The organism is Bradyrhizobium sp. AUGA SZCCT0105 (assembly GCF_018129565.1).
Classification (GTDB): domain Bacteria; phylum Pseudomonadota; class Alphaproteobacteria; order Rhizobiales; family Xanthobacteraceae; genus Bradyrhizobium.
In genome coordinates, this window is sequence record NZ_JAFCMK010000001.1 from 877,790 (window position 1) to 902,500 (window position 24,711).

A 24,711-nucleotide genomic window follows, 5' to 3' on the forward strand; every position below is an offset into this window, starting at 1 on the left:
ACGGGTGGCGCGCGGTCAGTCCTTGGCCGCGCCCGCGCCCACGATGTCGCCGAAAAGCACCCAGGTCTTGCCGTCGAAGCGGGCGAAGCGGCGCTCGGTGATCGCCGCGTAATCCTGCGGCGTGGTCTGGATCGTGATGCCCGGAAGCAGCATCGGCAGCTCGATGCCGCTGAGGTTGGTGGCCTGCTTCAGCACATTCTCCCGCGTGAGATTGTCGCCGCAGCGCTGCAGGATGATCGCGCCGAGCTGGGCCGTGGTGTAGCCGGTCACGGCGATCACGTCGTTCGGGTCCATCCCCGGCATGTATTTGGCGGCGAAGGCGAGATAGTCGGCCATGCCCTTGTCATTGGCCCAGGCCGGATCGTTGGGTGTCTTGTAAGAGGTCGTGGTCAGGATGCCGGTGGAGGCCTCGATCCCCGCCGGCACCAGCACGCCGGCAATCGAATTCGCCGTCGAGCCGAGGAAGATCAGCGGCTTCCAGCCGAGCTCGTGAATCTTGCGGATCGCCATCGAAGCGAATTTGTTTTGCGCGGCGATCAGGATGGTGTCGGCGCCTGACGCCTTCAGATTCACGATCTGCGAGTCGATCGTGGGCTCGGTCGACTGATACATCGCCTCCTTGACGATCATCGTGTCGGCCTTGGCGCCAAGCCCTTCCTTCAGGCCGAGGACGAAATCCTTGCCGATGTCGTCGGCCTGCAAGAGCACGCCGATCCTGGCATCCGGCTTCTCGCGCAGGACGTAGCGCGCGATGATCCGGGATTCGTTGACGTAGGTCGGCGAGTAGGGCGTCGTCCAGGGAAACTGCTTGGGATCGTTCCAGCGCGTGCCGCCGCTCTGCACCAGGAGCTGCGGGACGCCGTTGCTGTTGAGGTATTTCTGGATCGCGGCGTTGGTCGGCGTGCCGAACGGCGCCATGATCGCGAGCACCTTGTCGTTCTCGACCAGCGCGCGCGTCACCTCGACGGTCTTTGGCGGGCTATAGGCGTCGTCGCGGGTTACGAAATTGATGTGGCGGCCGTTGATGCCGCCTGTCTCGTTCAGCATCGTGAAATAGGCGAGCATGGTCTTCGGGAAGCTCGCATAGATCGACGCCGGTCCGCTGTAGGGCGCATTGGCGCCGAGCAGGATCTCGGTGTCGCTGACCCCGGGCCCATAGGCCTTCTGGGCGTTCGCTGTTCCGAGCGCGCCGGTGAGCGCGAACGCCCACACGGCAAGCGTGACGATTGGCTTCCGCATCTTCCCCTCCCATGACGCCCTCTTTTGCGGGGCTCGTTGATCCCTACGGCGGTCCCTTCAAGGGCTTTACCCGTCGCGTTGGCTGTGTAATAATAGACCGTCTGTCCGGATTATCAACTGAAATCTCCGGGCGGCGTATCGGCTTCACGCATGACGGAAACATCCGCAGGCGCACGCGGCCGCATGGCGGTGAGGAGGAAACATGAAGCTGACGCAGGCGCTCATCTCGGCGGTGCAGTTGCGCAAGGATGCGCCCGGCACCATCCATGCGGGACGGTCGCGAAGCTGGAAGGAGATCGGCCGTCGCGTCGCCTGCGCCGCGGGCGGGCTGCGGCGGCTCGGCGTCGAGGCCGGCGATCGCGTTGCGATCCTCGCGCACAACAGCGACCTCTATATCGAGGCGCTCTATGCCATCGCCTGGGCCGGTGCGGTCGCAGTGCCGCTCAACACCCGCTGGGCGGTCGCCGAGAATGCCTATGCGATCGACGATTCCACGCCAAAACTGTTGCTGGTCGACAAGGCCTTTGCCGAGATCGCATCAAGCCTGCGTGGCGCGAAATCACTCACCGCGATGGTCTATCTGGACGAGGGACAGGTTCCCGGCGGCATGCAGGGCTATGACGAGCTTGTTGCGAACGCGCCGATCGAGGATGCCTCCGGCGCCTACAACGATCTCGCAGGCATCTTCTACACCGGCGGCACTACCGGCTTCCCCAAGGGCGTGATGCTGTCGCATGCCAACATCATCTATGAATCGCTGGTCTGGATCTATGCGCTCCGTTTCCGCGAGGACACGCGGTATCTGCACTCGGCTGGCATGTTCCATCTGGCCGGCACCTCGCCGATGATCGCGCTGACTTTGGTCGGCGGTACCCATGTCACGATCCCGAAATTTGAGCCCGAGCTCGCGATGCGGACCATCGCCGAGCACAGGGTAGACTACTGCCTGTTCGTGCCGACCATGCTCAACATGATGCTCAATCATCCGTCGTTTGGCACGTATGATCTGAGCAGCGTCAGGGATTGCGAATATGGCGCCTCTCCGATGCCGGATGCGCTGCTGGTCAAGCTGATGCGCGTGCTGCCGAGCTGGCGCTTTCACCAAGGGTACGGCATGACCGAGAGCGCGGCGCTGGCGACGATCCTGCCGTGGGAGTACCACGCGCTCGAAGGACCGCTGGCGGGAAAGCGCAAATCGGCAGGGCGGGCGGCGCCGGGCGTCGAAGTCCGCATCATCGATCTCGCGGGCAACGAAGTGCCGCGCGGCACGGTCGGCGAGATCGCGATCCGCGGCGCCGGCGTGATGCTTGGATACTGGCGCAAGCCGGAAGAGAGCGCGCGGGTGCTGCGCAACGGATGGCTGCACACCGGCGACGGCGCCTGGATGGACGAGGACGGCTTTGTCTATATCGTCGACCGCCTCAAGGACATGATCGTCTCCGGCGGCGAGAACGTCTATTCCGGCGAGGTGGAGAACGCAATCTTCCAGCACGAGCAAGTCAGGGAATGCGCCGTCATCGCGGTGCCCGATCCACAATGGGGTGAGGCGGTGCACGCGATCGTGGTGCCGAAGGACGGCGCGCGGCTCGATTCCGACATGGTGATCGCGCACTGCCGCACCCTGATCGCGGGCTACAAGTGTCCGCGCTCGGTCGACATCCGTCTTGAACCGTTGCCGCTGACCGGCTCCGGCAAGATCATGAAATCGGCGCTGCGCGAGGAGAAGTGGCAGGGCTATACGAGGTCGGTCAATTGATGCAGGACGTTGCCAAACGATCCGATGATGTGTCGGCCGCGCCGGAGCCTGTTCGTCCGGTCACGGTCAATGACGACGCCGTGCGGACGGCGCTCGCGCAGCATCTGTCGCGGATCTCCGGCAGCCGGACCGAGATCACGAGCTTCGGCCGCAAATCGTCCGGCTTCTCCTGGATCACCTATGCCTTTGTGGCCAGCTCCTCTGAAGGAGACCGCAAGCTGATCCTGCGCGTCGGTCCGCCGAACGGGCTGTTTGCGCCTTATTCGGTGCTGCCGCAGGTCTATGCATTGCAGTCGCTGGCCGGCAGCGGCGTGCCGGTTCCGGCGCTGGTGTCGTTTGAACAGGATGGCGCCGAGATCGGCTTTCCGTTCTTCATCTGCGCGCATGTCGAGGGCGATGTTCCCGCACCATGGGCCGCGAGCGGGCTCGATCCGGACCATAAGCGCGCAATCGCCCGGCAGTTCGTTGAGATCCTGGCATCGCTGCACCGGATGGACGCGAGCGCAACACCGTTCGCATCGCTGCAACAAGGCGGGCAACGCGCCGAAGTCCGCGCGATCGCCGGCTGGCGCGCCTCGCTGGCGCGTCCGACCGCGCGTTACTATCCGCTGCTCGATTGGGGCGGACGTTGGCTTGAGGACAACTGCCCGCAGCCGCCATGCCGCACCATCGTGCATGGCGACTACCGGATCGGGAACTTCATCGAGCAGAGTGGCCGGATCGTTGCCATCCTCGATTGGGAGCTCACTCACCTGGGCGATCCCCATGAGGATCTGGCCTGGGCGATGATGCCGACCTTCAATGCCAGGAGCCGGAAGCTCTATGGCGTGCTCGAGCGCGCGGAGGTGATCGATCTCTATCAGCGCGCCTCCGGCATTGCGGTCTCGGACAAGAGCCTCGCCTTCTACGAGGCCTATGCGCTGTATCAGGCGGCGGCGATCCAGATGTGCGCAGTGCGCGCCTTCGAGGTCGATCGCTTCAACGACCTGCGCCTTGCGGTGATGGCAAGCCAGATGCCCTCGATCGTGCGGGCCTTCGAGCGCGCACTGGAGGCCGCGGCATGAGTGCATCCTTCGAGCGGCTGATCGACGGCATCATCGATGCCCTGCAAAGTCATGTCGTGCCGAACAGCAACGACGATTTCGTCCGCGGGCAGGTGTTCTCCGCCATCTATGCGCTGAACGGGCTGAAGCTCGCGGCCGACTGGAAGGCCGGGCCGCTGCTGGAGCAGGTGCGTCTGCAGGACGATACTTTCGCTGCGGTCAAACGATTGGCGGATGGCGCGGCGCATCCGGAGATTCCGGCGCTGCCGCGCCTCCCGAGCGACATGTCCGACGCCGCCGCGATCGAAGCGCTGCGCGATGATGGCGACCGGCAGCTGGGGCAGCTTCTGCTCTGGGCGAGCGGCGAGGGCGCGCGTGCGGCCAATCGTGATGCTGCGACCGAGATCGAGCAGCTGCTGCGCCGGGCGATTTGCGACCAGCTCAAGATCGAGCTTGCGACGACGCCGAAGTCGATGCTGCAGCAGATCGCGGGCGGCGATGGCGGCGCGGCGCAGGGCTGAGCCAGTCACGCAGCGGTCCACCGGGGATTGCATCGTTGCACGCTGCTCCGGAACTCAGCCGCGGTGTTAGCAAAGAAGCTTGCCGGCCCGTCTCGCACGTGTTATTCATTGACCGAACGGTCGTTCGGATTATTATTGGCGGCCGGTGAAAGCATCCGCGGCAAGCGGCCGGCGAGGGAGACGGAGCGATGAACATGATGACCGGCGTCTCGCCATGGGAGCGGCTGATCCGGCCCGACCGGGTGCACGGATCGCTGTACACCGATTCCGAGATCTTCGAGGCCGAGCTCAAGAACATCTGGTACCGGACCTGGGTCTATGTCGGGCACGAGAGCGAGGTGCCCAACGCCAACGACTACGTCGTCAAGTCGATCGGCCCGCAATCCGTGATCATGACGCGCGACGAGCAGGGCAAGGTCAATCTGCTGCTCAACCGCTGCTCGCATCGCGGCAACCAGGTCTGCTCGTTTGAGCGCGGCAATGCGCGCTCGTTCACCTGTCCGTTCCACTCCTGGACCTTTGCCAATGACGGCCGCCTGGTCGGCTATGCCTTCCCGGACGGTTACGAGGGGCAAGACAAATCGCAGCTCGCGCTCGGGCGGGTGACGCGCGTCGAATCCTACCGCGGCTTCGTGTTCGGCTCGTTCGCGGCCGATGGCCCGACTTTGAAGGAACATCTCGGCGGTGCCGCCGAGACCATCGATCGGCTGGTGCGCACTTCGCCCGAGGGCGAGGTCGAGATCACCGCGGGTTTCCTCAAGCATCGCGTGAAAGCGAACTGGAAGTTCATCCTGGAGAATGAGTGCGATGGCTATCACCCGGCCTTCGTGCACACGTCGATCTTCGGCGTCGCCGACAGCATGATCGGCAAGCTCTACGGCGGCGCCTCGACCGCGCTGACGCGCGACTACGGCAACGGCCATACCGAGATCGATTTGCGGCCCGAATTCCGCAAGCGCGACGAGCCGATGAGCTGGTTCGGCACCAGCGAGGAGCGGCTGCCGGACTACACCGCGCGCATGAAGACCGCCTATGGCGACACCGCGGCGCGCGAGATCATGATCGACGGCACGCCGCATGTGATGATCTTCCCGAACCTGTTCATCGCCGAGATCCAGATGTTCGTGATCCAACCGCTCGGTGTCGACGACAGCGTGCAGCATGTCACCGCGCTGCAGTTCAAGGGCGCCCCAGATCTGAACCGCAGGCTGCGCCAGCAAACCATGGGCTCAGTCGGCCCCGCCGGCTTCCTGCTGGCGGATGATTCCGAGATGTACGAGCGTTGCCACCGCGGCGTGCTGGCGCGCAATCCCGAGTGGATCTTCCTCGGCCGCGGCGAGAAGCGCCAGCGGCAGGATGAGCTCGGCTTCACGGTCGGCCACGTCACCGACGAGGTGCCGTCGCGCGGCATCTGGACCCATTATCGCAAGCTGATGGAGCCAGCCTGATGCTGTCGCGCGAGAGCAGCGCCACGTTGATGAGTGCCATCACCGCCTTCCTCTATCGCGAGGCTCGGTTGCAGGACGAGCATCAATATGAGGCCTGGGAAAAGCTCTGGACCGACGACGGCGTCTATTGGGTGCCGGCCAACGGCGCCGACATCGATCCGGAGCAGCAGATGTCGATCATCTACGACAACCGCTCGCGGATCGCGCTGCGGGTCCGCCAGCTGATGACCGGCAAGCATTTCACGCAGACGCCGCAGTCGAACCTGCGCCGGCTGATCTCCAACATCGAATTGATGGACGAGCAGCCTGACAATGGCGACATCGCGGTCGCCAGCAACAGCCTGATCTTCGAATCGAGCCTGCGCGACGACACGCTGTGGGCGGCGCGCAACGAATACCGTCTGCGCCATGTCGATGGTGAATTGCGGATGGCCAACAAGAAGGTCATCCTCGTCAACAACGACAAGGCGATCTACACGCTGTCATTCCTGGTTTAGGGAAGGTTTCGCCATGATCGACAAGGGCCCCGTTCTGCTCGACATCAGCGACGGCGTCGCGCGGCTGCGGCTCAACCGCCCCGATGCGGCCAACGGCATGAGCGCCGAACTCCTGAGCGCGCTGTGCGACGCCATCATGGTCTGCCACGGCCATCCGGATTTGCGCGTCGTGCTGCTGAGCGGCGAGGGCGCGAATTTCTGCGCGGGCGGCGATGTCCGCGCCTTCGCCTCCAAGGGCGAGAAGCTGCCCGACTATATCCGCCAGGCCACCGCGTATCTGCAGAACGCGGTGACCGGATTGCTGCGGCTGGAGGCGCCGGTGATCGCCTCGGTGCAGGGCTTTGCGGCGGGCGGCGGCGGCTTCGGCCTGGTCTGCGCCTCCGACATCGTGATTGCGGCGGAGTCGGCAAAATTCCTCGCCGGCGCGACGCGGGTGGCGATGGCGCCGGATGCCGGTGTCTCCGTCACGCTGTCGCGGCTGGTCGGCCTACGGCGAGCGATGTCGATCCTGCTGACCAACCCGGTGATCCCGGCTGCGGAAGCGTTGCAGATGGGCATCGTCACCAAGGTCGTGCCCGATGCGGAGCTTTCCGATGCATCGCTGGCGCTGGCACGTGAGCTTGCGGCCGGTGCGCCGAAGGCGCTGGCGGCGACCAAGCGGCTGGTCTGGGCCGGCACCGGCACCAGCATCGAGCAGTGCCTGTCGGAAGAGGCGCGCACCGTGGCCGAGCTCTCGGGGATGGCCGATGCGCGCGAAGGGCTCGCCGCCGTGATCGAGCGGCGCAAGCCTGTCTTCACGGGGCGCTGAGACGTGGCGGACACCTTGCCATTCGGGCGTCTCGATGGCCGCCGCACCTTCGTCTCCGGCGGCGCACGCGGCATTGGGGCGGCGATCGTCCGCAGCTTTGCCGGAGCAGGCGCCAGGGTCGTGATCGCCGATCTCGACGTCGCCGCAGCCGCGGAGCTTGCGCGGGAGACCGGCGCCGGCGTCGCCGGGCTGGATGTCAGCGATGCAACGGCCGTACAGGCCGTGATGGCGCAGGATGGCCCGTTCGACATCGTCGTCAACAATGCCGGCGTCGATCAGCACGCCTTCTTCACCGACACCACGGCGGAGGATTGGGCGCGGCTGATCGCGGTCAATCTCACCTCGGTACTGGCCTGCACCCACGCCGCGCTGCCGGCGATGCAGGCGGCACGGTTCGGCCGCATCATCAATGTCACCTCGGAGGCGGCGCGGCTTGGCTCCAAGGGCGGCGCGGTCTATTCCGCGGCCAAGGGCGGCGTGATCTCGTTCACCAGGAGCATCGCGCGCGAGAATGCACGCTTTCGCATCACCGCGAACGCGATCGCGCCGGGACCGATCCGCACGCCGATGCTGGAGCAGGCCGTGGCAAAGGGCGGCGACAAGATCCTGCAGGCGATGACCGGCGCGACGCTGCTCGGCCGGCTCGGCGAGCCGGAGGAGGTTGCGGCCGCTGCGCTGTTCCTGGCTTCCGATCAGGCCGCCTACATCACCGGCGAGACGCTCGGCGTCTCCGGCGGCATGGGCATCGGCGGCTGAGATGGCCAGCGCAGGCGACGATATCGCCATCACGCCGGTCGATCGCGCCATCGAGCGCCTGCGTGCGATCTATTGCGGCTGGACCCGCGACACATCGGTAGCGCAGATGCGCAGCGATTGGGATGCGGCGTTTGCCGGCTGCTCGGTGCCGGTGACGTGCCAGCCGGTTTCCGCCGGCGGCATCGACGGCGAATGGCTCGTGCCGCGAGGCGCACCGCGCGACAAGGCGGTGCTCTATTTTCACGGCGGCGGCTTTCGCATCGGCTCGGTCGTCTCGCATCGCGACCTTGCCGCGCGGATCGCAGATGCATCCGACTGTCGCGTGCTTTCGATCAATTACCGGCTCGCGCCGGAGCACCGGTTTCCCGCGGCGCTCGATGATGCGTTGACGGCCTATCAGCATCTGCGCGATCTGGGACTGCGTCCGGCCGATATTGCCTTCGCCGGGGACTCGGCCGGCGGCAATCTCGTGCTCGCTGCGATGCTCGCAGCGAGGGAACGCGGCTTGCCTCTTCCGGCGGCCGGCGCGCTGATGTCGCCCTGGACCGATCTCACTGCGAGCGGCGCAAGCTATGAGAGCCGGGCCGAGGCGGACCCGATCCACCAGCGCGCGATGATCCTGGCGCTCGCCAAGAACTATCTCGGCAAGGACGGTGATTCCCGTGATCCGCTGGCCTCGCCGCTTTATGCCGATCTCACCGGCCTGCCGCCGCTTCTGGTTCAGGTTGGCGACCGCGAAACCGTGCGCGATGACTCGACGGAGCTGGTCGCAAGGGCGAAAGTGGCCAGCGCCGAAGTCGAGCTCCAGGTCTGGGACGGCATGATCCACGTCTTCCAGATGTTCCCCGAGATTCCGCAGGCGCGAGAGGCGATCGCATCGCTCGCAGTTTTTCTGCGCAACCATCTTCACATCGGCCATGAGAGGGCGCCACAATGAATGTCATGACCTCGGATCCGCGCCAGCTCTCTGAGACCGCATTCCATTTTCCGGAGCCGCCCAATCTGCCTGAGGAACTGCGCATGCTGCGCGAGCAGGTGCGTCGCTTCGTCGAGAAGGAAGTAGTGCCACATGCCGAGGCGTGGGAGCGCGACGGCAAGATCCCGCGCGAGATCTATCGCCGCATGGGCGCGCTCGGCTTCCTCGGCATGCGCCATGCAGCCGAATATGGCGGCACCGACATGGGGCCGCTGGCCTCGATGGTGTTCGCCGAGGAACTCGGCCGCTCGAGCTTCGGCGGCTTCACCTCGTCGATCCTGGTGCATACTGACATGTCGGCGGTGCATATCAGCCTGCGCGGCACGCCGGAGCAGAAGCAGAAATACCTGCCCGCGATCATCCGCGGCGAGACGGTCTGCTCGATCGCGGTGACCGAGCCCGATGCCGGCTCCGATGTCGCGGGCCTGAAGACGCGCGCGCGGCGCGACGGCGATCATTGGGTGATCAACGGCGCGAAGATGTTCATCACCAATGCGTTCTATGGCGATATCCTGATCGTCGCCGCGCGCACCGATCCGCACGCCAAGGGCAGCCGCGGCATCTCGCTGTTCATCGTCGAGCGCAACACGCCGGGCATCACGGCAACCAAGCTCGACAAGCATGGCTGGCTCTGCTCGGACACCGCCGAGATCGCCTTCCAGGACGTGCGGGTGCCGGCGGAAAACCTGCTCGGTGAGGAGAACAAGGGCTTCTATGGTATCATGGAGACCTTTCAGAACGAGCGCATCTGCATCGGCGGCATCTGCGCCGGCGAATCCGCCAAGGCGATCGAGCTGACGACGAACTATGTGAAGACGCGGCAGGCGTTCGGTGGCCCGCTCTGGAATCAGCAGGGCGTGCGGCTGAAGCTCGCCCAGCTCGCGGCGAAGGCGGCCGCGGCGCGCGCGCTGGCCTATCAGGCCGCCGAGCTTGCGACGGCGGGGCAGGAGTGTCTGCGCGAAGTGTCGATGGTGAAAGCACTGTCGCCGGAGGTGCTGCACGAGGTCGTGCATGGCTGCCTGCAACTGCATGGCGGCTCAGGCTTCATGCGCGGCACGCCGATCGAGCGCATGGCGCGCGACGCGCGGGTGCTGACGATCGGCGGCGGTGCCACCGAGGTGATGCTGGAGGAAGTCGCCAAGCGGATGTGAGGAGGTTGGGCTCCGCTTCACCTCGCCCCGCTTGCGGGGAGAGGTCGAAACGCATCGTTAGATGCGTTCCGGGTGAGGGGGTACCGGTCTATTCACGCACACGACTCGCGGAGAGAGCCCTTCACCCCGACCCTCTCCCCGTAAGAACGGGGCGAGGGAGCATACTGGCGTCTTCGTCTAGTTCAGTTCGCACGGGCGCCGCCGGCTTGCCCTGCCCAACCGTCTGCGCCGCGATCCCCGGCTTTAGCCGCCAGTCCTCGCCGAAATCCGCGAGCGGATGGAAGAACAGCGGCTCGGTGGTTTCGAGCTGCCGCAGCCGTTCGGCATAGTCGTCGAGATAGCGGTGCCGCGTCGCCTCGTCGACGAAATTCACCGAATAGGACACGAAGGGTGGCAGCACCTTGCAGCCGGCATAGGCCAGGGTGCCGTTCTGGATTGGCCACAACACCACATCGAGTGCGCCGACCAGCCCGTCGGGCGCGCACATTCCGGGGTAAGCTGCAGTCGAGGTCACGACCATGGCGCGGCGGCCGGCGAGGCCACCGGTGTCGTAGCGGCGGCCGGCGCCATAGACCGCGCCGTTGACGAAGACGCGATCGATCCAGCCCTTCATGATGGCGGGGAGCGAGAACCACCACAGCGGAAACTGCAGGATCAGGAGGTCGCACCACAGCAGCTTCTCGATCTCGGCGGCGATGTCGCCGCTGAGCGACTTCTGTTGCAGATTGTATTTCTGCTCGCGGTCATATTGCAGCCGGTCGGGGAACCGCCGCTCGCCAAAGTCCCCAGCCGTCGCGACCGGGTTGAAGCGCATGGCGTAGAGATCGGAGATCTTGACCGTATGCCCGAGCGCGGTCAGCTCCGCCACCGACCGCGCCAGCAGCGCAGCGTTGAACGACTGCGCTTCCTGATGGGCAAAGACGATCAGGACCTTCATCGTTCTAGTTCACCGGCTTGAAGCTGAGCGTCGCCGTATCAGCCTGCATGATCTGCAGCTTCTGGTTCGAGAAGCGGACGCCGGGGCCGAAGCTGATCGGCGCCATCACGCCGGTCTCGACATTCTTGGTCTTCTCCAGCTCGGAGATGGTGCAGGCCCAGGTCGGCTGCTTGCCACAGCGCTCGATCGCCGCGATCAGGACCTTGGCGGCGGCATAGCCGGTCATGGTGTAGCGGTTGATGCCCTTGAACTCGGCTTCCGACACCAGCGGCTTGGCCTTCTCGAGGAATGCCTTCCCGGCGGCGCCCGCGAACGGTTCGACATAGTCGACCGCATAGATGCCGTCACCGGCCGGGCCCATCAGCTTCAGCACCGGTTCGATGCGGCCGGGCCAGAAGATACCGGTCACCGGCTTGATGCCGAGCTTCTCGAGCTCCTTCATCATCGCGATGTTCTCGCCGATGATGCCGCCGGCCAGGAACACCTCGGCGCCGGAATCCTTCAGCTGCAGCATGTCGGATGAAAAGTCCTGCTGGCCTTTCTTGTAATTGCCGCTGTAGACGACGTTCAGCTTTTTGGCCTTGACGACGGAGTCGAAGCCGTCGCGCACGGTGATGCCGTAATCGTCATCCTGGGTGATCAGGCCCCATTTCTTGCCGGGGTTCTTGTCGGCCAGGAAGTTGACGAGGTGGACGATGCCTTCCTCGTAGGATTGGCCGACCACGAACACGTTCTTGCGCGGCGGCTCCCACAGGAATTTCACCGGCGCGACGTCGATCACGGTCGGGATGCCGGATTTCTCCAGCACCGGCATGACGGCGATCGACTGGCCTGAGCCGGAGATCCCGATCATCGCGAACACCTTGTCGACGTCGATGACCTTCTTGACGCCCTGGATGGTCCGCGCGGTGACGTAACCGTCGTCCTCCAGCACGTATTTGATCTTGCGGCCGTTGATGCCGCCGGCGGCGTTCGCTTCCGCGATCGCGATCTTGTGGCCGATCGAGGCCGCGACGCCGAGCAGCGCCGGCGGGCCGGTCAGGGGCTCGACGTCACCGATCAGGATCTCGGTGTCGGTGATGCCAGGGTCGGCGGCGGAAGCGGGGCCGATGGCAAGACAGGCCGTGGTGAGCAGCAGCGAGGCCGCCGCCAGATGTCTGATCATTGTCTCCTCCTCATTGTGTGCGTCTTTTTTTGGTTAGTAGCGCAGCGGCCAGTGCACCCAGGTCCGCTTGATGTCGTGCCACGCGCCGACCAGTCCGCGCGGCTGGAAGCGCAGGAACAGGATGATGACGAGGCCGTAGAGCATGCTCTTCAGCTCCTGCGCGCCGGTCGCAAACGTCGCGTCCATCTGCGCGCTGAACAGGCTGAAGACGAGCCTTGTCGCCTCCGGCAGCAGCACGATCAGGATGGTGCCGAGCACGGCGCCGAGCGCCGAGCCGAGCCCGCCGACGATCAGGATCGCCAGCGCCTCGATCGAGAGCAGGAACGGAAAGCCCTCGACGCTGACAAAGGAGAGATAGATGCCGTAGAGCGCGCCGGCGATGCCGGTGATGAAGGCGGATGTAACGAAAGCGAACAGCTTGTAGGCGTGCAGATTGATGCCCATGACGCGGGCCGCGGTGTCGTTGTCCCTGATCGCGACGAAGGCGCGGCCGACCCGGCTGCGGCGGATGTTGAGGGTGGCGAACAGGGTCAAGGCTGCGAAGGCGAGGCAGAGATAGGTGAAGGCGGCATCGCCGTCGAAGCTGATGCCGAGGATCTCGGGCCGCTGCACCTGAATGCCGCGGGCGCCGTTGGTCAGCCAGCGCATCTCGAGGATCACGGTGTTGATAATGAAGGAGAAGGCGAGCGTGGTGATGGCGAGATAGAGCCCCTTCAGCCGCAGCGACGGCGCGCCGACGATCAGACTGGCAAGTGCCGGCACCACCCCGGCGCCGAGAAAGCCGACCAGCGGCGGCATGTGGTATTTCGAGACCAGCACCGCGTAGGCATAGGCGCCGGTGACGAGGAAGCCGACATGACCGAGCGAGATCAGGCCGGTGTAACCGGTCAGGATGTTGAGCCCGAGCGCGCCGGTCACCGTGATCAGGATGATCATCAGGAACGACAGCGCGTAGGAATTGAGCAGATAGGGCGCTGCGATCAGCGCCAGCAGCAGCACGGCCGACCAGAGCCACACCGGCGGGGAATCGATCAGCGCAACCAGCTCGCCATAGCTCTGCTTGTAATCACCGGTGCGCATCAGACCCTCTCGATGTCGCGTTCGCCGAAGATGCCGAACGGGCGGACCATCAGCACGACGATGATCATGGCAAAGCCCGCGACCTCCTTCACGCCGGAGCCGACATAGCCGCCGGCCAGGTTTTCGGTGATGCCGATCAGGAGGCCGCCGAGGCCGGAGCCGAGCACGGCGTCGAGCCCGCCCAGGATCGTGGCCGGAAACGCCTTCAGCCCGAGCTGAAACATCGCCGGCGACAGATCGTAGGACAGGGCGAAGAACACGCCGCCGATGCCGGCGATCACGGATGACGCCGCCCAGGCCAGCGCGTGAACCTTGGTGGCGCTGATGCCCATCAAGAGCGCGGTGCGGTCGTCGGCCGCGACCGCGCGCATTGCGACGCCGACCTTGCTGTAGCGGAAGAACGCCCAGATCGCGGCGAGCAGCAAAAGCAGCGTCGCGATGACGGCGATCTGCCCGGTGCGTACGCCGATGCCGCCGAGATGCATGATGCCACGGCCCATGCCGATATCGAGGCCGTGCGGATACGCATCCCAGATGAAGTTGATGGCCGAGCGCAGGATGACCGCGAGCCCGATCGTGACCATCACGGTCGCGAACACCGGCTCGCCCAGCATCGGCCGCATCACCAGGCGCTCGATGATGAGGCCGAGCAGGATGGCGGCGAGGATCGCGCCCGTCGCGACGACGAACACATTGCCGCTGACCGTGGTCGAGATGGTCCAGGCGATATAGGCCGTGATCATGGTCATCTCGCCCTGCGCGAAATTGACCAGCCCGGTGGATTTGTAGATCACCGCGAAGCCCATCGCGATCAGGCCGTAGATCGCGCCGATCGCTAGCCCGGAGATCAGAAGTTGCAGGAGATACTGCATTCAGCCCTCCGTCTGGTAGATGATGGCGAGCTCGCGCGCGAACTTCTTCTCGATCATGGCGCGGCGCACCTTCTGTGTGGCAGTCAGCTCGCCGTCGTCATGATCGAGCTCTTTCTCGAGGATGGCGAAGCGGCGGATGTTCTCGACCCGGGCGAAGCGCTTGTTGGTTTCGTCCACGATGCGCTCCACCAGCTCGTGCACTTCGGGAAGCTGCGACAGCGATTTGTAGTTGGTGTAGGCCAGCGCCCGGTCGCGCGCCCAGCGGCCGACATTGTCGTAGTCGACCTGGAGGATGGCGCCGAGATACTTCCTGGCCTCGCCGACCACGATCGCTTCCTTGATGAATTCGGAATCCTTCAGCGCATTCTCGATCTCCGATGGGGCGATGTTCTTGCCGCCGGCAGTGATGATGATCGCCTTCTTGCGGTCAACCACGGCGATCTCGCCGTTGTCGAGGATGTCGATGATGTCGCCGGTGCGCAGCCAGCCGCCTTGTTCCAGCGAAGCGGTCGAGGCCTTCTCGTCGAGGAAGTAGCCCTTGAAGACGCCGGGGTTGCGCAGCAGGATCTCGCCATCGGCGTCGCACTTCCATTCGGTTTGCGGCAGCGGCACGCCGCAGCCGCCGATCCGGTGATGGCTCTCCGTCTGGATGAAGGCGACGCCGCCGCTTTCGGTGAGGCCGTAGCCCTGCGACACCGGGCGGCCGATGATGTCGAAGAAGCGCAGCGTCTCCGGCGAGATCGAAGCGCCGGCGCACAGCCGGTGCCGGCTGGTGGCGAAGCCGAGATGGCGCTGCAAATTGCGGAACATCAGAAGGTAAAGCAGCCCGTAGGCGGCACGATCGAGCCGATTGGCCTTGCCGGCCTGCCGGCGGTCGGACAGCGTGCGGCCCCAGGCGAGGCAGGCCTTGGTAAAACCCTGCCGCAGCCGGCCGCTCTCGCCGAGGCGGAACAGGAAGCCCTGTTGTAGCTTCTCGTAAATGCGCGGCACGCCGACAAAGAACGTTGGCGCGATCTCGCGGATGTTGATCGCGACCGTGTCGATCGATTCGGCAAAGGAAACGGTGCCGCCGAGCACGAGATGCGTCACGGTGCCGTAGCAGCGCTCGGCGACGTGGCACAGCGGCAGATAGCTCACCGCCTCGAACGGCTTGTCTGCAATACCGACGGTCTTGGCGTAGGCATAGGCGGCGTAGACGAGATTGCGGTGGGTCAGCATCGCGCCCTTAGGCGGACCCGTCGTGCCCGAGGTGTAGACGAGGATGCAGACATCGTCGGGCGCGCCCTGGCCGATCAGCCGGTCGAGCGTGGCGTTGGCCTCCTTGTTCGCCTCAGCGTAGGCCTTGCCGCGCTCGCACAAGGCGGCGAACGACATCAGCTCCGGCTCGCGGTAATGCCGCAGGCCCTTCATGTCGATGCAGACGATGGCCTCCAGATCCGGCAGGCCGCCATTGTTGGCCATTGCGTCGAGCACCTTGTCGGTCTGCTCCTGATCGCCGGTGATGACAACCCGGGCGCCCGAATGCCTGACGATATATTGCAGCTCGACCCAGGGATTGGTCGGATAGATGCCGACCGCGACCGCGCCGATCATCTGGGTGCCGAGATCGGCGTAAAACCATTCCGGCGTGTTTTCGCCGGCGATAGCGACCCGGTCGCCCGGCTTGATGCCGAGCGACAGCAGGCCGAGCGCGACCGCGCGCGCGGTCTCGTAATAGTGCCGCCAGGAATAGGGATTCCAGATGCCGTAGTTCTTCTCCCGCAGCGCCAATGCGTCGCCATGCACGGCGGCGCGCTGCCGCAGCAATTGCGGGATGGTGATAGCGGCATCCGCAAGCGCCGCCTGTAGCGCGTCGGCGCCCGCCGCGGGCGCGCTGCGCGCGGCGCTGGCCTGCAGCGGCGGATGCGTAGTGCGCAGGCTGTCCATCGTCGACATCACGCGCCTGCCTTTGCCATCGCTTCGGCGCGCTGGCTGCCGAGATAGGCCTCCGTGACCGCCGGATCTCGCCTGATTTCGTCTGGTGTGCCTTCGGCGATCTTGCGGCCGAAATTCAGCACATGGATGCGGTCGGAGATGTCCATCACGATGCGCATTTCGTGCTCGATCATCACGACGGTGATGCCGAGCTCGTCGCGGATGTCGAGCACAAAGCGCGCGATGTCCTCGGTCTCCTCCTGGTTCATGCCGGATACCATCTCGTCGAGCAGTAGCAGTTTCGGCTCGCAGGCAAGCGCGCGGGCGAGTTCGACACGCTTCTGCTGGCCGTAGGAAAGCGTGCCGACCACGGCGTCCCTGATATGCTCGATCTCAAGGAATTCGATGATGTGCTCGACCCGCTGCCGGGCCGCGATCTCCTCCTTGCGGGTGCGGCCGAAGAACACCACGGCGTCGAGCACGGTCGAGCGCAGATGGGTGTGGCGGCCGGTCAGGATGTTCTCGACCACAGTGCCGTGCTTGAACAGCGCCAGATTCTGGAAGGTGCGGCCGATCCCGACAGCGGCGAACTTCCATGGCGAGATGGTCGAAAGGTCGATGCCGTCGAAGGTGATCCGGCCGCCGCTCGGCCGCAGCACGCCCGAGATCATGTTGAACAGCGTGGTCTTGCCGGCGCCGTTCGGGCCGATCACGCTGCAGATCTCGCCCGCCGCGACTTCAAGGCTGACATCGGCGACCGCCTGCAGGCCGCCGAAGCGCTTGGACAGGTTCTCGACTGTGAGCAGCGCGGTCACGACAGCCACCGCTTGCGGCGCTTGTAATGCTTGACGTCGCGCAGGCTCTTGCGGCCGGTGGAGGAGACGCCGAGGTAGAATTCCCGGACGTCCTCGTTGGCGGTGAGCCTCGCGGCCGTGCCGTCGAGCACGACGCGGCCGGTCTCCAGGATGTAGCCGTAATCGGCGATATCGAGCGCGCGCTGCGCGTTCTGCTCCACCAGCAGCACGGTCATCTTCAGCTCGTCGCGCAGCCGGACGATCACCTCATAGATGCGGTCGATGATCAAGGGCGCAAGGCCGAGCGACGGCTCGTCGAGCGCCAGCAGCACGGGATCGGTCATCAGCGCGCGGCCGATCGCGAGCATCTGTTGCTCGCCGCCGGACATGTAGCCGGCGATCTGGTCGCGCCGCTCATAGAGCCGCGGAAACAGCGCAAACACCTTGTCGCGGCGCTCGCGCGCCTCGGCGCCGGTCCTGGTGTAGCCGCCCATTTGCAAATTCTCGTCGATGGTCAGCGCCGCGAACACGCGGCGGCCTTCCGGCACCTGCACGATGCCGCGGCGCACCAGCTCGTCCGGCGCGAGGCAATGCACCTCGTCATTGCGGAAGCGGATACTGCCGTTCTCGATCACGCCTTCCTCGGTGTAGAGGATGCCGGACATCGCTTTGAGTAATGTCGATTTGCCGGCGCCGTTGGAGCCGAGCAGGGCGACGATGTTGCCCTCGGGCACCGCGATCGAGACATCGCGGATCGCCTCGATCGCATTGTCGTAGACGATCCGGATGTTGCGGAATTCGAGCAGACACTCCGGCGCCGGTGTGGCCTGGGGCGCTGCCGGTGGCGTCGAATGCGGAATGGTCGTCGGCATCGCGCTCAGACCCGGCCGGCCGATCGGCGCGGCCGCGCGGCGAAGATCGCATCGGTCACGATCCTGGCGGTCTCGGCACAAGCCTGGGTGCCGCCATTGCCGTATTGCTTCACGGCGTCGCCGACGCACCACAGGCCTTCGATGCCGGTCTCGCGCGGCAGGTCGTAACCGGCGCAGCTGCGTTGCGCCGGCCAGTCGTCGCGCATCACGCGGATCGAGAGGATTTTCGCCTGATCGAAATTGGCGAACTGCTCGCGAAGGTCTTCGAGCGCGAGCGCGACCTCGGCATCGGAGTCGAAATCGCCGAGCGCCGGCACCGGCACGGCGTAGGCGACGTAGAGGTGCCAGCCGGGCGGCGCGAGCTCGGGACAGGTGGCGGAGAGGTTCGCCATGTTGCAGAGCCGGCGCGTCTTGCCGAAGGTGATGATGCCGGGATGGTTGATCAGCGGCTCGCGGCTCGCGACGTTGATCACGATGTTGGCGGCGGGGCGAAGGTCGTTCTTCACCTTGGCGATGTAGTCCGCCGGGAAGGCCTCGCTGCCGGCAAGCGCGACGGTGGCTTTCGGTCCGGCATTGCTGATCACGAGATCGGTGTCGATCCGCACCTTCTCGCCGTTCCGGAGCACGGTGACGCCTTCGACGCGGCCGTTGGCGGTGTGGATCGTGGTCGCCGGCGTGCCGAGCCAGATGTCGCCATTGCGCCTGATCGCGCTGCCCAGGCTGTTCCAGACGCCGATCGTGCCCTGCGGGCAGAAGCCGAACTTCTTGAAGGCACCCTTGCTGGTGAAATAGGTGAGGAAGGCGCGGGCCGGCAGCTCGGCGGCGTTGCAGGCGAAGATCGCCGCGCAGAGGTTGCGGAACAGTGCGTGCACCGTCGTGTTGCTGGTGTAGCCCTTCAGCCAGTCCTCGGTCGATTGCCGCCCGTCGGGCAGGTTGCCGGAGCGGGCATCGGCGAATTTCTCCAGGATGCGCGAGGCTTGTTTCGTGAGCTGCCCGAGCAGCAGCGACCAGCCGCCGCGGCCGACATCGATCACATTGCCGTCGATGAAGAACGAGCTCGCAGGCTCCGGCGCGCGGATATCGAGCGGCGCGCCGACGGTGTGGAAGGTCTCCTCGAACACGCCGCCGAACTCGATCGCGATCGCGCCGATATTGACCTTGAAGCCGTCGATCTCCTCGGTCGAGGCGCGCCCGCCGAGCCGGTCCTTGTCGTCGACGACGAGCGTATGCAGCCCGCCATGCGCGAGCCGCGCCGCGGCGCACAGCCCGCCGGCGCCGGCTCCGATCACGACAGCATCGACCTTATGAGAATCCACGCGCAGCCTCCCTCGATGCCGCCGGATTGGTTCCGGCGTGCGCAATCTGCTTGCTTGATGGCAGGCACCCTAATATAATCCGACCGGTCGTTCAAATTATTTTTTGACGCAGGTCGCGCGTCGTGGTGAGCACGGAAGAGTTCTGGTGGATGGCGCCCGCAAAGGGGAGGAGGGCGTGGAGCGGCGGTAGTATAGAGAGACGGGTGTCGTCCGATTCCGGCGACGCCGATGGTGCACGAGGGAAACGGGTATGGCGCGGACGCGCTCAGAAAACTACGACGAGATCCAGCGGGGCATCCTCACCACCGCCTGCGGCCTGTTCGCGCGGCAGGGCTATATGCGCGCCTCGATCGCCGACCTTGCGGATGCCTGCAAGCTGTCGCGCGGCGCGCTGTATCACTATTTCGACTCGAAGGAAGCGATCCTGTTCGCGATCCTTGATGCGCATATCCGCGAGATGATCGCCGATGTCGAGGCTGCGATGGCCGGCAAGGCGGCGACGCTGGAGCAGTTTCGTGCCGCGATCCATGCCATCGTCGCACTGAATGCGCGCTCGAGCGACGAGCAGCGCGTGATCCTCAACGACCTCTCGTTCCTCGGTGAGACCGAGCAGGATGCGATCAAGGCGCTGGAACGCCAGCTCGTCGACACGGTCTCGGATCTCCTGGTCGAGCTCGACAAGGAAGGCAAGATCGTCAAGCGGACCAAGAAGATCTACAGCATGATGCTGTTCGGCATCCTGAACTTCAGCCACACTTGGTACGACCCGAAAGGCGGCGTCGATCCCGGCGAGTTCGCCGACATGGTGGTGGACCTGTTCCTGTACGGTTTCACCATGCCGGTGCCGGCCAAGGACGCCGCACGGCCGCTGCGCCAGCGCGCGTGAGCTGGAGCGTCTTCGAGCGGCGGCGTCACCGTTGCAGGATGTGCACGTAACAGACCGCGCCGACGCCGACGCGGCGGGCATCGTCGTCAATGACTACTTCCTCGATCGCGCCGAGCAGGTCGCGCGGGAAATCAATGCCGCCGGCGGCAAGGCAATCGCGGTGCAGGCCGACGTCACCGATCTCGCCTCGGTCAAGGCGATGGTTGGCAAGGCCGAGCAGGCCTTCGGTCCGGTCAATGTTCTCGTCAACAATGCCGGCAATGCCGGTGCGACCCCCGATCCCGATGCGCGCAAGCCGTTCTGGGAGACCGGTCCGGAGGTCTGGAACAGTTTCATCGGTGTCAACCTCTACGGCGTCATCAACTGCGCCTCGGCCTGCATCCCGCAGATGATCGAGCGCAAGGGCGGCCGCATCGTCACCATCATCTCGGATGCCGGCCGCGCCGGCGAGGCGGGCCTCGAGGTCTATTCGGGCGCGAAGGCGGGCGCCGCGGGCTTCACGCGCGCGGTCGCGCGCTCGCTCGGCCGCCACAACATCACGGCGAACTGCGTGGCGATTGCCGCGACGCTAACGCCCGCGATCGAGGCGCGGCTGAAGGCCGATCCCGAGCGGCAGAAGAAGATGATGGAGAAATACGTCATTCGCCGCCCGGGCCTGCCGTCCGACGTCGCCAACATGGTGCTGTTCCTCGCCTCCGATGCGAGCGCGTGGATCACCGGCCAGACCTATCCGGTCAATGGCGGCTTTACCTTCGCATTGTGAGGCGTAGCGATGACCACTGAGAGCGAACAGGTCGTTCTGACCGAACGGCGCGGCCACATCCTCGTCGTCACGCTGAACCGTCCAGAAGCGCGCAACGCGTGCAACGCTGCGCTCGCGCGCGGCATCTGCGATGCGATGGATCTGCTCGACGCGGAAGATGCCCTGTTTGTCGGCGTCATCACCGGCGCGGGAGGCAACTTCTCGGCCGGCGCCGATCTCAAGGCGGTGGCGCGCGGCGAGCGCGGCGTGACCGAACGCGGCGGCTTCGGATTGTTTCGCCGTCCGCCGCGCAAGCCGCTGATCGCAGCCGTCGAGGGCTATGCCGTCGGCGGCGGGCTCGAGCTCTGCCTGTCCTGCGATCTCATCGTCGCCGCGCGGGACGCCAAGTTGGGTCTGCCGGAAGTCAGGCACAATGTCGTCGCCATCGGTGGCGGCCTGTTTCGGCTGCCGAAGCGGATTCCCTATCACGTCGCCATGGAGCTGGCGCTGACCGGGCAGTTCAAGAGCGCGGAGGACTTCGAACGCCTCGGCCTCGTAAACCGGCTCGTCGAACCCGGACAGGCGCTCGAGGCGGCGGTTACCTTCGGCAACGAGCTCCTGGTCAACGGGCCGACCGCGCTCGCCGCGTCGAAGGAGATCATCTTCCAGGCCGCGAACTGGACCGATGAAGAGGGCTGGACCGCACAGGGGCCGATCGCGGAACGCGCGCTGAAGTCCGAGGATCGCACCGAGGGGCTGAAGGCATTCGCCGAGAAACGCAAGCCGGTGTGGAAGGGGCGTTGATCATGCAGGCCGCTGCGCGCCGGAGCGCGCTCCCCGCCGCGATCGCGGAACGGCTTCGTCTGCCACTGATCGCAGCTCCCATGCTGCGTGTCTCCGGCGTCGATCTCGTGACGGCGGTCTGCCGCTCCGGCGCGATCGGCGCGTTTCCAACCGCGAACGCCCGCTCGGTCGAGGAGCTCGATGCCTGGCTGCATCAGATCGAGCGTAATGTCGCCGATCTCGGCCGGCCGGCCGCGCCGCATTGTCCGAACCTCATCATCCGCCAACCGCGCTTCAAGGATGATCTCGCCTGTCTCGTCCGGCACAAGGTCGAGATGGTCATCACCAGCGTGGGGTCGCCGGCGGCGGCGGTCGCACCGCTGCATGATGTCGGTTGTCTCGTGCTCGCAGACATCGCCTCGCTGCGGCATGCCGAGAAGGCGATCGAGGCGGGCGCCGACGGTTTGATCCTGCTCACCGCCGGTGCCGGCGGGCAGACCGGCTGGGCCAATCCATTCGCTTTCGTGCGCGCGGTGCGCGCCATGTTCGACGGTCCGGTCGTGCTCGCGGGCGGCGTGACTGACGGCACCGCGCTCGCCGCGGCGCGGCTGCTCGGCTGCGATCTCGCCTATATGGGAACGCGCTTCATTGCAGCGCGCGAGAGCATGGCGAGCGATGCCTATCGGAGGATGCTGGTCGACAGCACGCTCGACGACATCATGCTGACGAAGGCCTTCACCGGCCTCGAGGCCAGCATGCTGCGGCCCTCGATCGTCGCCGCGGGTCTCGATCCGGCAAATCTCGACGAGTCCGTGTCGGAGGCGCGCGCGCGCGAAAAGTTCGGCGGAAAGGGCGACGCGGGAGGACCGCGGCGCTGGATCGAGGTCTGGAGTGCCGGTCATTCGGTCTCCGGCGTGCGTGCGGTGACGGGAGCGGCCGACATCGTCGACGAGATCGCCGCGCAATATCGCGCGGCATTCGAAAGAGGCGCCGCATAAGGCGTCCAAATCCAGTGGAGGAAACCGATGAAGACGATCAGCCGTCGAACGCTGCTCGGGACGGCAGCGGCTGGGCTCGCGGCATCCATTGGCGGTGCGGCATTTGCCGGCGCCTCCTATGATCCCGGTGCCAGCGATCAGGAAATCCGCATCGGGCAGTTCGGCCCGCTCAGCGGCCCGGTGTCGTCGTTCGGCGTGCTTGCGAACGCCATGGATGCCTATTTCCGCATGCTGAATGACGCCGGCGGCATCAACGGCCGCAAGATCAAGTTCATCAACTATGACGACGCCTACAGCCCGCCGAAATCGGTCGAAGCGGCGCGGCGCCTGGTCGAAGGCGACGAGGTGCTGTTCATCGCGGGCGCGATGGGAACGCCGGGCAACATCGCCGTGCAGAAATACATGAACGCGCGCAAGGTCCCGCAGCTGTTCCTTGCGGCGGCCGCCAGCAAGCTGTCGGACCCGGAGGCCAATCCATGGACCATGGTCGGCGGATCGACCTACGAGATCGAAGGAGGTGTCGTCGGCCGCTACATCGCCGCCACCATGCCCGATGCGAAGATCGGCCTGCTGTATCAGAACGACGATGCCGGCAAGGCAACGCTGGCAGGCCTGAAGACCGGTCTCGGCGCCAAGACCGCGCAGATCACGTCGGAGCTGAACTACTCGGTCGGCGATCCGACTATCGATTCCCAGATCGTCCAGATGAAGTTGTCCGGCGCCGATGTGGTGTTCCTCATCACCATCCCGAAGATGGCGAGCCAGGCATTGCGCAAGATGGCCGCGCTCGAATGGCGGCCGCAGATATTTCTCGGTGCCGGCAATGCCTCGGTCCGCGCGACGCTCAAGCCTGCCGGCTTCGAGACCGCGCAGGGCATTCTCGCTTTCGCGACGCGACAGGACCCCGGCAATCCGCTCTGGGCCGACACGCCTGATATGAAGCAATACATGGCGTTCCTCGACCGCTACGTCCCGAACGCCGATCGCGCCGACGACCTCTACGCCATCGGCTACACCGCCGCGGCAACCGCCGCCCACGTCATCAGGCAATGTGGCGACCAGCTGACGCGGGCCGATATCCTGCACCAGGCGACCAACCTGAAGAGCTTCGCCGCGCCGCTGCTGATTCCCGGGATCACGCTCAACACCACGCCGAGCGACTATGTGCCGATCAAGCAGTTTCAGCTGATGCAGTTCAAGGGCGAAGCCTACGAGAAGGTCGGCGGGTTGCTCACCGCGGCTTGAGGCTGCGGCCGTCCGCCGTCCCTGCCGATCACCTCATCCGCACATCCTTGTGAAGGCCGTGACGGCCTCTCGCGCGTAACGCGCGCGGGGCGCGCTGCGTAATCCTGCCACGAACGCCGTAACCGCGGCTGATGATGGCATCGCAGCAAGGGAAGAAACATCCGCATGAATTTGTCGTTCAACATCGCCGAACAAGGCGAGGGGCCTTATCGTCTGCTCGCGATCCTGCGCTGGGTCATGGTGGTGATCTTCGTGTCGTTCGGCATGCAGAAGTTCACGCTGCAATCGGCGCAAGGCATCGTGCAATTCATCAGCAACAGCCCGTTCGTCTCGTGGCTGTCGGTGTTCGGCCTTCGCGGCGAGGCCTATGTGCTCGGCGTCACCGAGTTCGGCATCGCCCTGCTGCTTGCCGCCGGCGCCTTCAGCCCGATCCTGTCCGCGATCGGCGCACTGATGGGCGTGATCACCTTTGCAGTGACCTGGTCGTTCTTCTTCACGACACCCGGGGTGGTGAAATGGAGCCTGTCGACCGACCCGATGGCCTGGAACCTGGCCGGCGAGTTCCTGTTCAAGGACATCGTGCTGCTGTGCGTCTGCCTGGTGCTGCTGCTGGCGTCGTTGCCGCGGTCGATCGTCCGGTCGCGGACCGGATAGGTGCGTGCGCCGCGCGTTTGATAGTTAAGCCATGTTTAACCACGGGATCGCGCGCGTCCTGCATCGGGAACAGGACAATCCGTCGCACGCAGCCGTGTCTTGCAAATCGAATCCCATGGGCCTACTCAACCCTTGATTGACGAATTGTTGCTAGTAAGAAACCGTCCCCCGGTTGGGAGCGGAATGTGACGAAGTCAGACATATCGGCGGCGAGCCCGGCAAGCGTCGGTATTGCCTCTCCGTCGCTGCACATTTCTC

The 24,711-nt window shown here is 65.3% G+C and carries 24 protein-coding genes; 15 read left to right on the forward strand and 9 right to left on the reverse strand.

Translation table 11 applies throughout. From position 1 onward, the window contains the following. Positions 1 to 15: 15 nt before the first annotated feature. Positions 16 to 1,239, reverse strand: a complete 1,224-nt coding sequence (locus JQ573_RS04220; RefSeq protein ID WP_212311593.1) for an ABC transporter substrate-binding protein — start codon at positions 1,237 to 1,239, stop codon at positions 16 to 18. Positions 1,240 to 1,441: 202 nt separating this feature from the next. Between JQ573_RS04220 and JQ573_RS04225 the strand changes: the two genes are divergently transcribed. The 9 genes from JQ573_RS04225 (at position 1,442) to JQ573_RS04265 (ending at position 10,195) form a co-directional block, all read left to right on the forward strand. After that, a complete protein-coding gene (locus tag JQ573_RS04225) occupies positions 1,442 to 2,995 on the forward strand; it encodes a long-chain fatty acid--CoA ligase (protein WP_212311592.1) in 1,554 nt (517 codons plus the stop codon). Next, positions 2,995 to 4,059, forward strand: coding sequence for a phosphotransferase family protein (locus JQ573_RS04230; RefSeq protein WP_212311591.1), 1,065 nt, complete (start codon positions 2,995 to 2,997; stop codon positions 4,057 to 4,059). Before JQ573_RS04225 ends, JQ573_RS04230 begins: the two co-directional genes overlap by 1 nt. Continuing rightward, complete coding sequence (locus JQ573_RS04235; RefSeq protein ID WP_212311590.1) at positions 4,056 to 4,559, forward strand: hypothetical protein; 504 nt, start codon at positions 4,056 to 4,058, stop codon at positions 4,557 to 4,559. The genes JQ573_RS04230 and JQ573_RS04235 overlap by 4 nt, the downstream gene beginning before the upstream one ends. A 188-nt stretch (positions 4,560 to 4,747) precedes the next feature. Continuing rightward, the gene (locus tag JQ573_RS04240) at positions 4,748 to 6,007 is read left to right on the forward strand and encodes a Rieske 2Fe-2S domain-containing protein (RefSeq protein ID WP_212311589.1); all 1,260 of its coding nucleotides are present in this window, start codon (positions 4,748 to 4,750) and stop codon (positions 6,005 to 6,007) included. Next, positions 6,007 to 6,504: an aromatic-ring-hydroxylating dioxygenase subunit beta gene (locus JQ573_RS04245; RefSeq protein WP_212311588.1), complete on the forward strand. Its 498-nt coding sequence runs from the start codon at positions 6,007 to 6,009 to the stop codon at positions 6,502 to 6,504. The genes JQ573_RS04240 and JQ573_RS04245 overlap by 1 nt, the downstream gene beginning before the upstream one ends. A gap of 13 nt (positions 6,505 to 6,517) precedes the next feature. Beyond that, the gene (locus JQ573_RS04250) at positions 6,518 to 7,312 is read left to right on the forward strand and encodes an enoyl-CoA hydratase/isomerase family protein (RefSeq protein ID WP_212311586.1); all 795 of its coding nucleotides are present in this window, start codon (positions 6,518 to 6,520) and stop codon (positions 7,310 to 7,312) included. A gap of 3 nt (positions 7,313 to 7,315) precedes the next feature. After that, a complete protein-coding gene (locus JQ573_RS04255) occupies positions 7,316 to 8,068 on the forward strand; it encodes an SDR family oxidoreductase (protein WP_212311581.1) in 753 nt (250 codons plus the stop codon). Position 8,069: 1 nt separating this feature from the next. After that, the gene (locus tag JQ573_RS04260) at positions 8,070 to 9,005 is read left to right on the forward strand and encodes an alpha/beta hydrolase (RefSeq protein WP_212311579.1); all 936 of its coding nucleotides are present in this window, start codon (positions 8,070 to 8,072) and stop codon (positions 9,003 to 9,005) included. Further along, the gene (locus JQ573_RS04265) at positions 9,002 to 10,195 is read left to right on the forward strand and encodes an acyl-CoA dehydrogenase family protein (protein WP_212311577.1); all 1,194 of its coding nucleotides are present in this window, start codon (positions 9,002 to 9,004) and stop codon (positions 10,193 to 10,195) included. The genes JQ573_RS04260 and JQ573_RS04265 overlap by 4 nt, the downstream gene beginning before the upstream one ends. Before the next feature lie 121 nt (positions 10,196 to 10,316). Here JQ573_RS04265 and JQ573_RS04270 read toward each other — a convergent pair whose 3' ends face one another. Genes JQ573_RS04270 through JQ573_RS04305 form a run of 8 tightly spaced genes read right to left on the reverse strand, consistent with a single transcriptional unit; the run spans position 10,317 to position 19,145 of the window. Then, positions 10,317 to 11,132, reverse strand: a complete 816-nt coding sequence (locus JQ573_RS04270) for an NAD(P)H-dependent oxidoreductase (RefSeq protein ID WP_212311576.1) — start codon at positions 11,130 to 11,132, stop codon at positions 10,317 to 10,319. A 4-nt stretch (positions 11,133 to 11,136) separates the two neighbouring features. Next, entirely contained in the window at positions 11,137 to 12,297 is a 1,161-nt protein-coding gene (locus tag JQ573_RS04275) for an ABC transporter substrate-binding protein (protein WP_212311573.1), read from the reverse strand. Between the two features lie 33 nt (positions 12,298 to 12,330). Next, complete coding sequence (locus JQ573_RS04280; RefSeq protein WP_212311572.1) at positions 12,331 to 13,377, reverse strand: branched-chain amino acid ABC transporter permease; 1,047 nt, start codon at positions 13,375 to 13,377, stop codon at positions 12,331 to 12,333. Beyond that, positions 13,377 to 14,249 carry a branched-chain amino acid ABC transporter permease gene (locus JQ573_RS04285; protein ID WP_212311571.1) on the reverse strand — a complete coding sequence of 291 codons (873 nt, stop codon included), beginning with the start codon at positions 14,247 to 14,249 and terminating at the stop codon, positions 13,377 to 13,379. Before JQ573_RS04285 ends, JQ573_RS04280 begins: the two co-directional genes overlap by 1 nt. Continuing rightward, positions 14,250 to 16,184, reverse strand: coding sequence for a long-chain fatty acid--CoA ligase (locus JQ573_RS04290; protein ID WP_212311570.1), 1,935 nt, complete (start codon positions 16,182 to 16,184; stop codon positions 14,250 to 14,252). It lies immediately after the preceding gene. Next, positions 16,184 to 16,978 (reverse strand): ABC transporter ATP-binding protein, encoded by a 795-nt coding sequence (locus tag JQ573_RS04295; protein ID WP_212311569.1) that lies wholly within the window; start codon positions 16,976 to 16,978, stop codon positions 16,184 to 16,186. The genes JQ573_RS04290 and JQ573_RS04295 overlap by 1 nt, the downstream gene beginning before the upstream one ends. Continuing rightward, a complete protein-coding gene (locus tag JQ573_RS04300; RefSeq protein WP_212311567.1) occupies positions 16,975 to 17,829 on the reverse strand; it encodes an ABC transporter ATP-binding protein in 855 nt (284 codons plus the stop codon). Before JQ573_RS04300 ends, JQ573_RS04295 begins: the two co-directional genes overlap by 4 nt. A 5-nt stretch (positions 17,830 to 17,834) precedes the next feature. Continuing rightward, on the reverse strand, positions 17,835 to 19,145 hold the full coding sequence (locus JQ573_RS04305; RefSeq protein WP_312011354.1) for an FAD-dependent oxidoreductase: 1,311 nt from the start codon (positions 19,143 to 19,145) through the stop codon (positions 17,835 to 17,837). Between the two features lie 250 nt (positions 19,146 to 19,395). Here JQ573_RS04305 and JQ573_RS04310 point away from each other — a divergent pair, with 250 nt between their 5' ends. The 6 genes from JQ573_RS04310 to JQ573_RS04335 all read left to right on the forward strand — a co-directional run bounded on the left by JQ573_RS04310 (position 19,396) and on the right by JQ573_RS04335 (position 24,453). Further along, positions 19,396 to 20,031 carry a TetR/AcrR family transcriptional regulator gene (locus JQ573_RS04310; RefSeq protein WP_212311566.1) on the forward strand — a complete coding sequence of 212 codons (636 nt, stop codon included), beginning with the start codon at positions 19,396 to 19,398 and terminating at the stop codon, positions 20,029 to 20,031. A 40-nt stretch (positions 20,032 to 20,071) separates the two neighbouring features. Further along, complete coding sequence (locus tag JQ573_RS04315; RefSeq protein WP_312011394.1) at positions 20,072 to 20,794, forward strand: SDR family oxidoreductase; 723 nt, start codon at positions 20,072 to 20,074, stop codon at positions 20,792 to 20,794. Between the two features lie 9 nt (positions 20,795 to 20,803). Beyond that, positions 20,804 to 21,577, forward strand: a complete 774-nt coding sequence (locus JQ573_RS04320; RefSeq protein WP_212311564.1) for a crotonase/enoyl-CoA hydratase family protein — start codon at positions 20,804 to 20,806, stop codon at positions 21,575 to 21,577. A 2-nt stretch (positions 21,578 to 21,579) separates the two neighbouring features. After that, a complete protein-coding gene (locus tag JQ573_RS04325; RefSeq protein ID WP_212311562.1) occupies positions 21,580 to 22,554 on the forward strand; it encodes a nitronate monooxygenase family protein in 975 nt (324 codons plus the stop codon). A 27-nt stretch (positions 22,555 to 22,581) separates the two neighbouring features. Beyond that, a complete protein-coding gene (locus JQ573_RS04330) occupies positions 22,582 to 23,799 on the forward strand; it encodes an ABC transporter substrate-binding protein (RefSeq protein WP_212311561.1) in 1,218 nt (405 codons plus the stop codon). 165 nt (positions 23,800 to 23,964) lie between these two features. After that, entirely contained in the window at positions 23,965 to 24,453 is a 489-nt protein-coding gene (locus JQ573_RS04335) for a DUF417 family protein (RefSeq protein WP_212311560.1), read from the forward strand. The last annotated feature ends 258 nt before the right edge of the window (positions 24,454 to 24,711 follow it).

Bases quoted from the DNA above. Each gene is read 5' to 3' on its own strand.
- JQ573_RS04260 (WP_212311579.1), top strand. From the start codon at position 8,070: ATGGCCAGCGCAGGCGACGATATCGCCATCACGCCGGTCGATCGCGCC.
- JQ573_RS04245 (WP_212311588.1), top strand. From the start codon at position 6,007: ATGCTGTCGCGCGAGAGCAGCGCCACGTTGATGAGTGCCATCACCGCC.
- JQ573_RS04275 (WP_212311573.1), bottom strand. From the start codon at position 12,297: ATGATCAGACATCTGGCGGCGGCCTCGCTGCTGCTCACCACGGCCTGT.
- JQ573_RS04300 (WP_212311567.1), bottom strand. From the start codon at position 17,829: ATGCCGACGACCATTCCGCATTCGACGCCACCGGCAGCGCCCCAGGCC.
- JQ573_RS04235 (WP_212311590.1), top strand. From the start codon at position 4,056: ATGAGTGCATCCTTCGAGCGGCTGATCGACGGCATCATCGATGCCCTG.
- JQ573_RS04325 (WP_212311562.1), top strand. From the start codon at position 21,580: ATGCAGGCCGCTGCGCGCCGGAGCGCGCTCCCCGCCGCGATCGCGGAA.
- JQ573_RS04280 (WP_212311572.1), bottom strand. From the start codon at position 13,377: ATGCGCACCGGTGATTACAAGCAGAGCTATGGCGAGCTGGTTGCGCTG.
- JQ573_RS04220 (WP_212311593.1), bottom strand. From the start codon at position 1,239: ATGCGGAAGCCAATCGTCACGCTTGCCGTGTGGGCGTTCGCGCTCACC.
- JQ573_RS04310 (WP_212311566.1), top strand. From the start codon at position 19,396: ATGGCGCGGACGCGCTCAGAAAACTACGACGAGATCCAGCGGGGCATC.
- JQ573_RS04320 (WP_212311564.1), top strand. From the start codon at position 20,804: ATGACCACTGAGAGCGAACAGGTCGTTCTGACCGAACGGCGCGGCCAC.
- JQ573_RS04265 (WP_212311577.1), top strand. From the start codon at position 9,002: ATGAATGTCATGACCTCGGATCCGCGCCAGCTCTCTGAGACCGCATTC.
- JQ573_RS04290 (WP_212311570.1), bottom strand. From the start codon at position 16,184: ATGTCGACGATGGACAGCCTGCGCACTACGCATCCGCCGCTGCAGGCC.
- JQ573_RS04285 (WP_212311571.1), bottom strand. From the start codon at position 14,249: ATGCAGTATCTCCTGCAACTTCTGATCTCCGGGCTAGCGATCGGCGCG.
- JQ573_RS04330 (WP_212311561.1), top strand. From the start codon at position 22,582: ATGAAGACGATCAGCCGTCGAACGCTGCTCGGGACGGCAGCGGCTGGG.
- JQ573_RS04270 (WP_212311576.1), bottom strand. From the start codon at position 11,132: ATGAAGGTCCTGATCGTCTTTGCCCATCAGGAAGCGCAGTCGTTCAAC.
- JQ573_RS04250 (WP_212311586.1), top strand. From the start codon at position 6,518: ATGATCGACAAGGGCCCCGTTCTGCTCGACATCAGCGACGGCGTCGCG.
- JQ573_RS04230 (WP_212311591.1), top strand. From the start codon at position 2,995: ATGCAGGACGTTGCCAAACGATCCGATGATGTGTCGGCCGCGCCGGAG.
- JQ573_RS04335 (WP_212311560.1), top strand. From the start codon at position 23,965: ATGAATTTGTCGTTCAACATCGCCGAACAAGGCGAGGGGCCTTATCGT.
- JQ573_RS04225 (WP_212311592.1), top strand. From the start codon at position 1,442: ATGAAGCTGACGCAGGCGCTCATCTCGGCGGTGCAGTTGCGCAAGGAT.
- JQ573_RS04240 (WP_212311589.1), top strand. From the start codon at position 4,748: ATGAACATGATGACCGGCGTCTCGCCATGGGAGCGGCTGATCCGGCCC.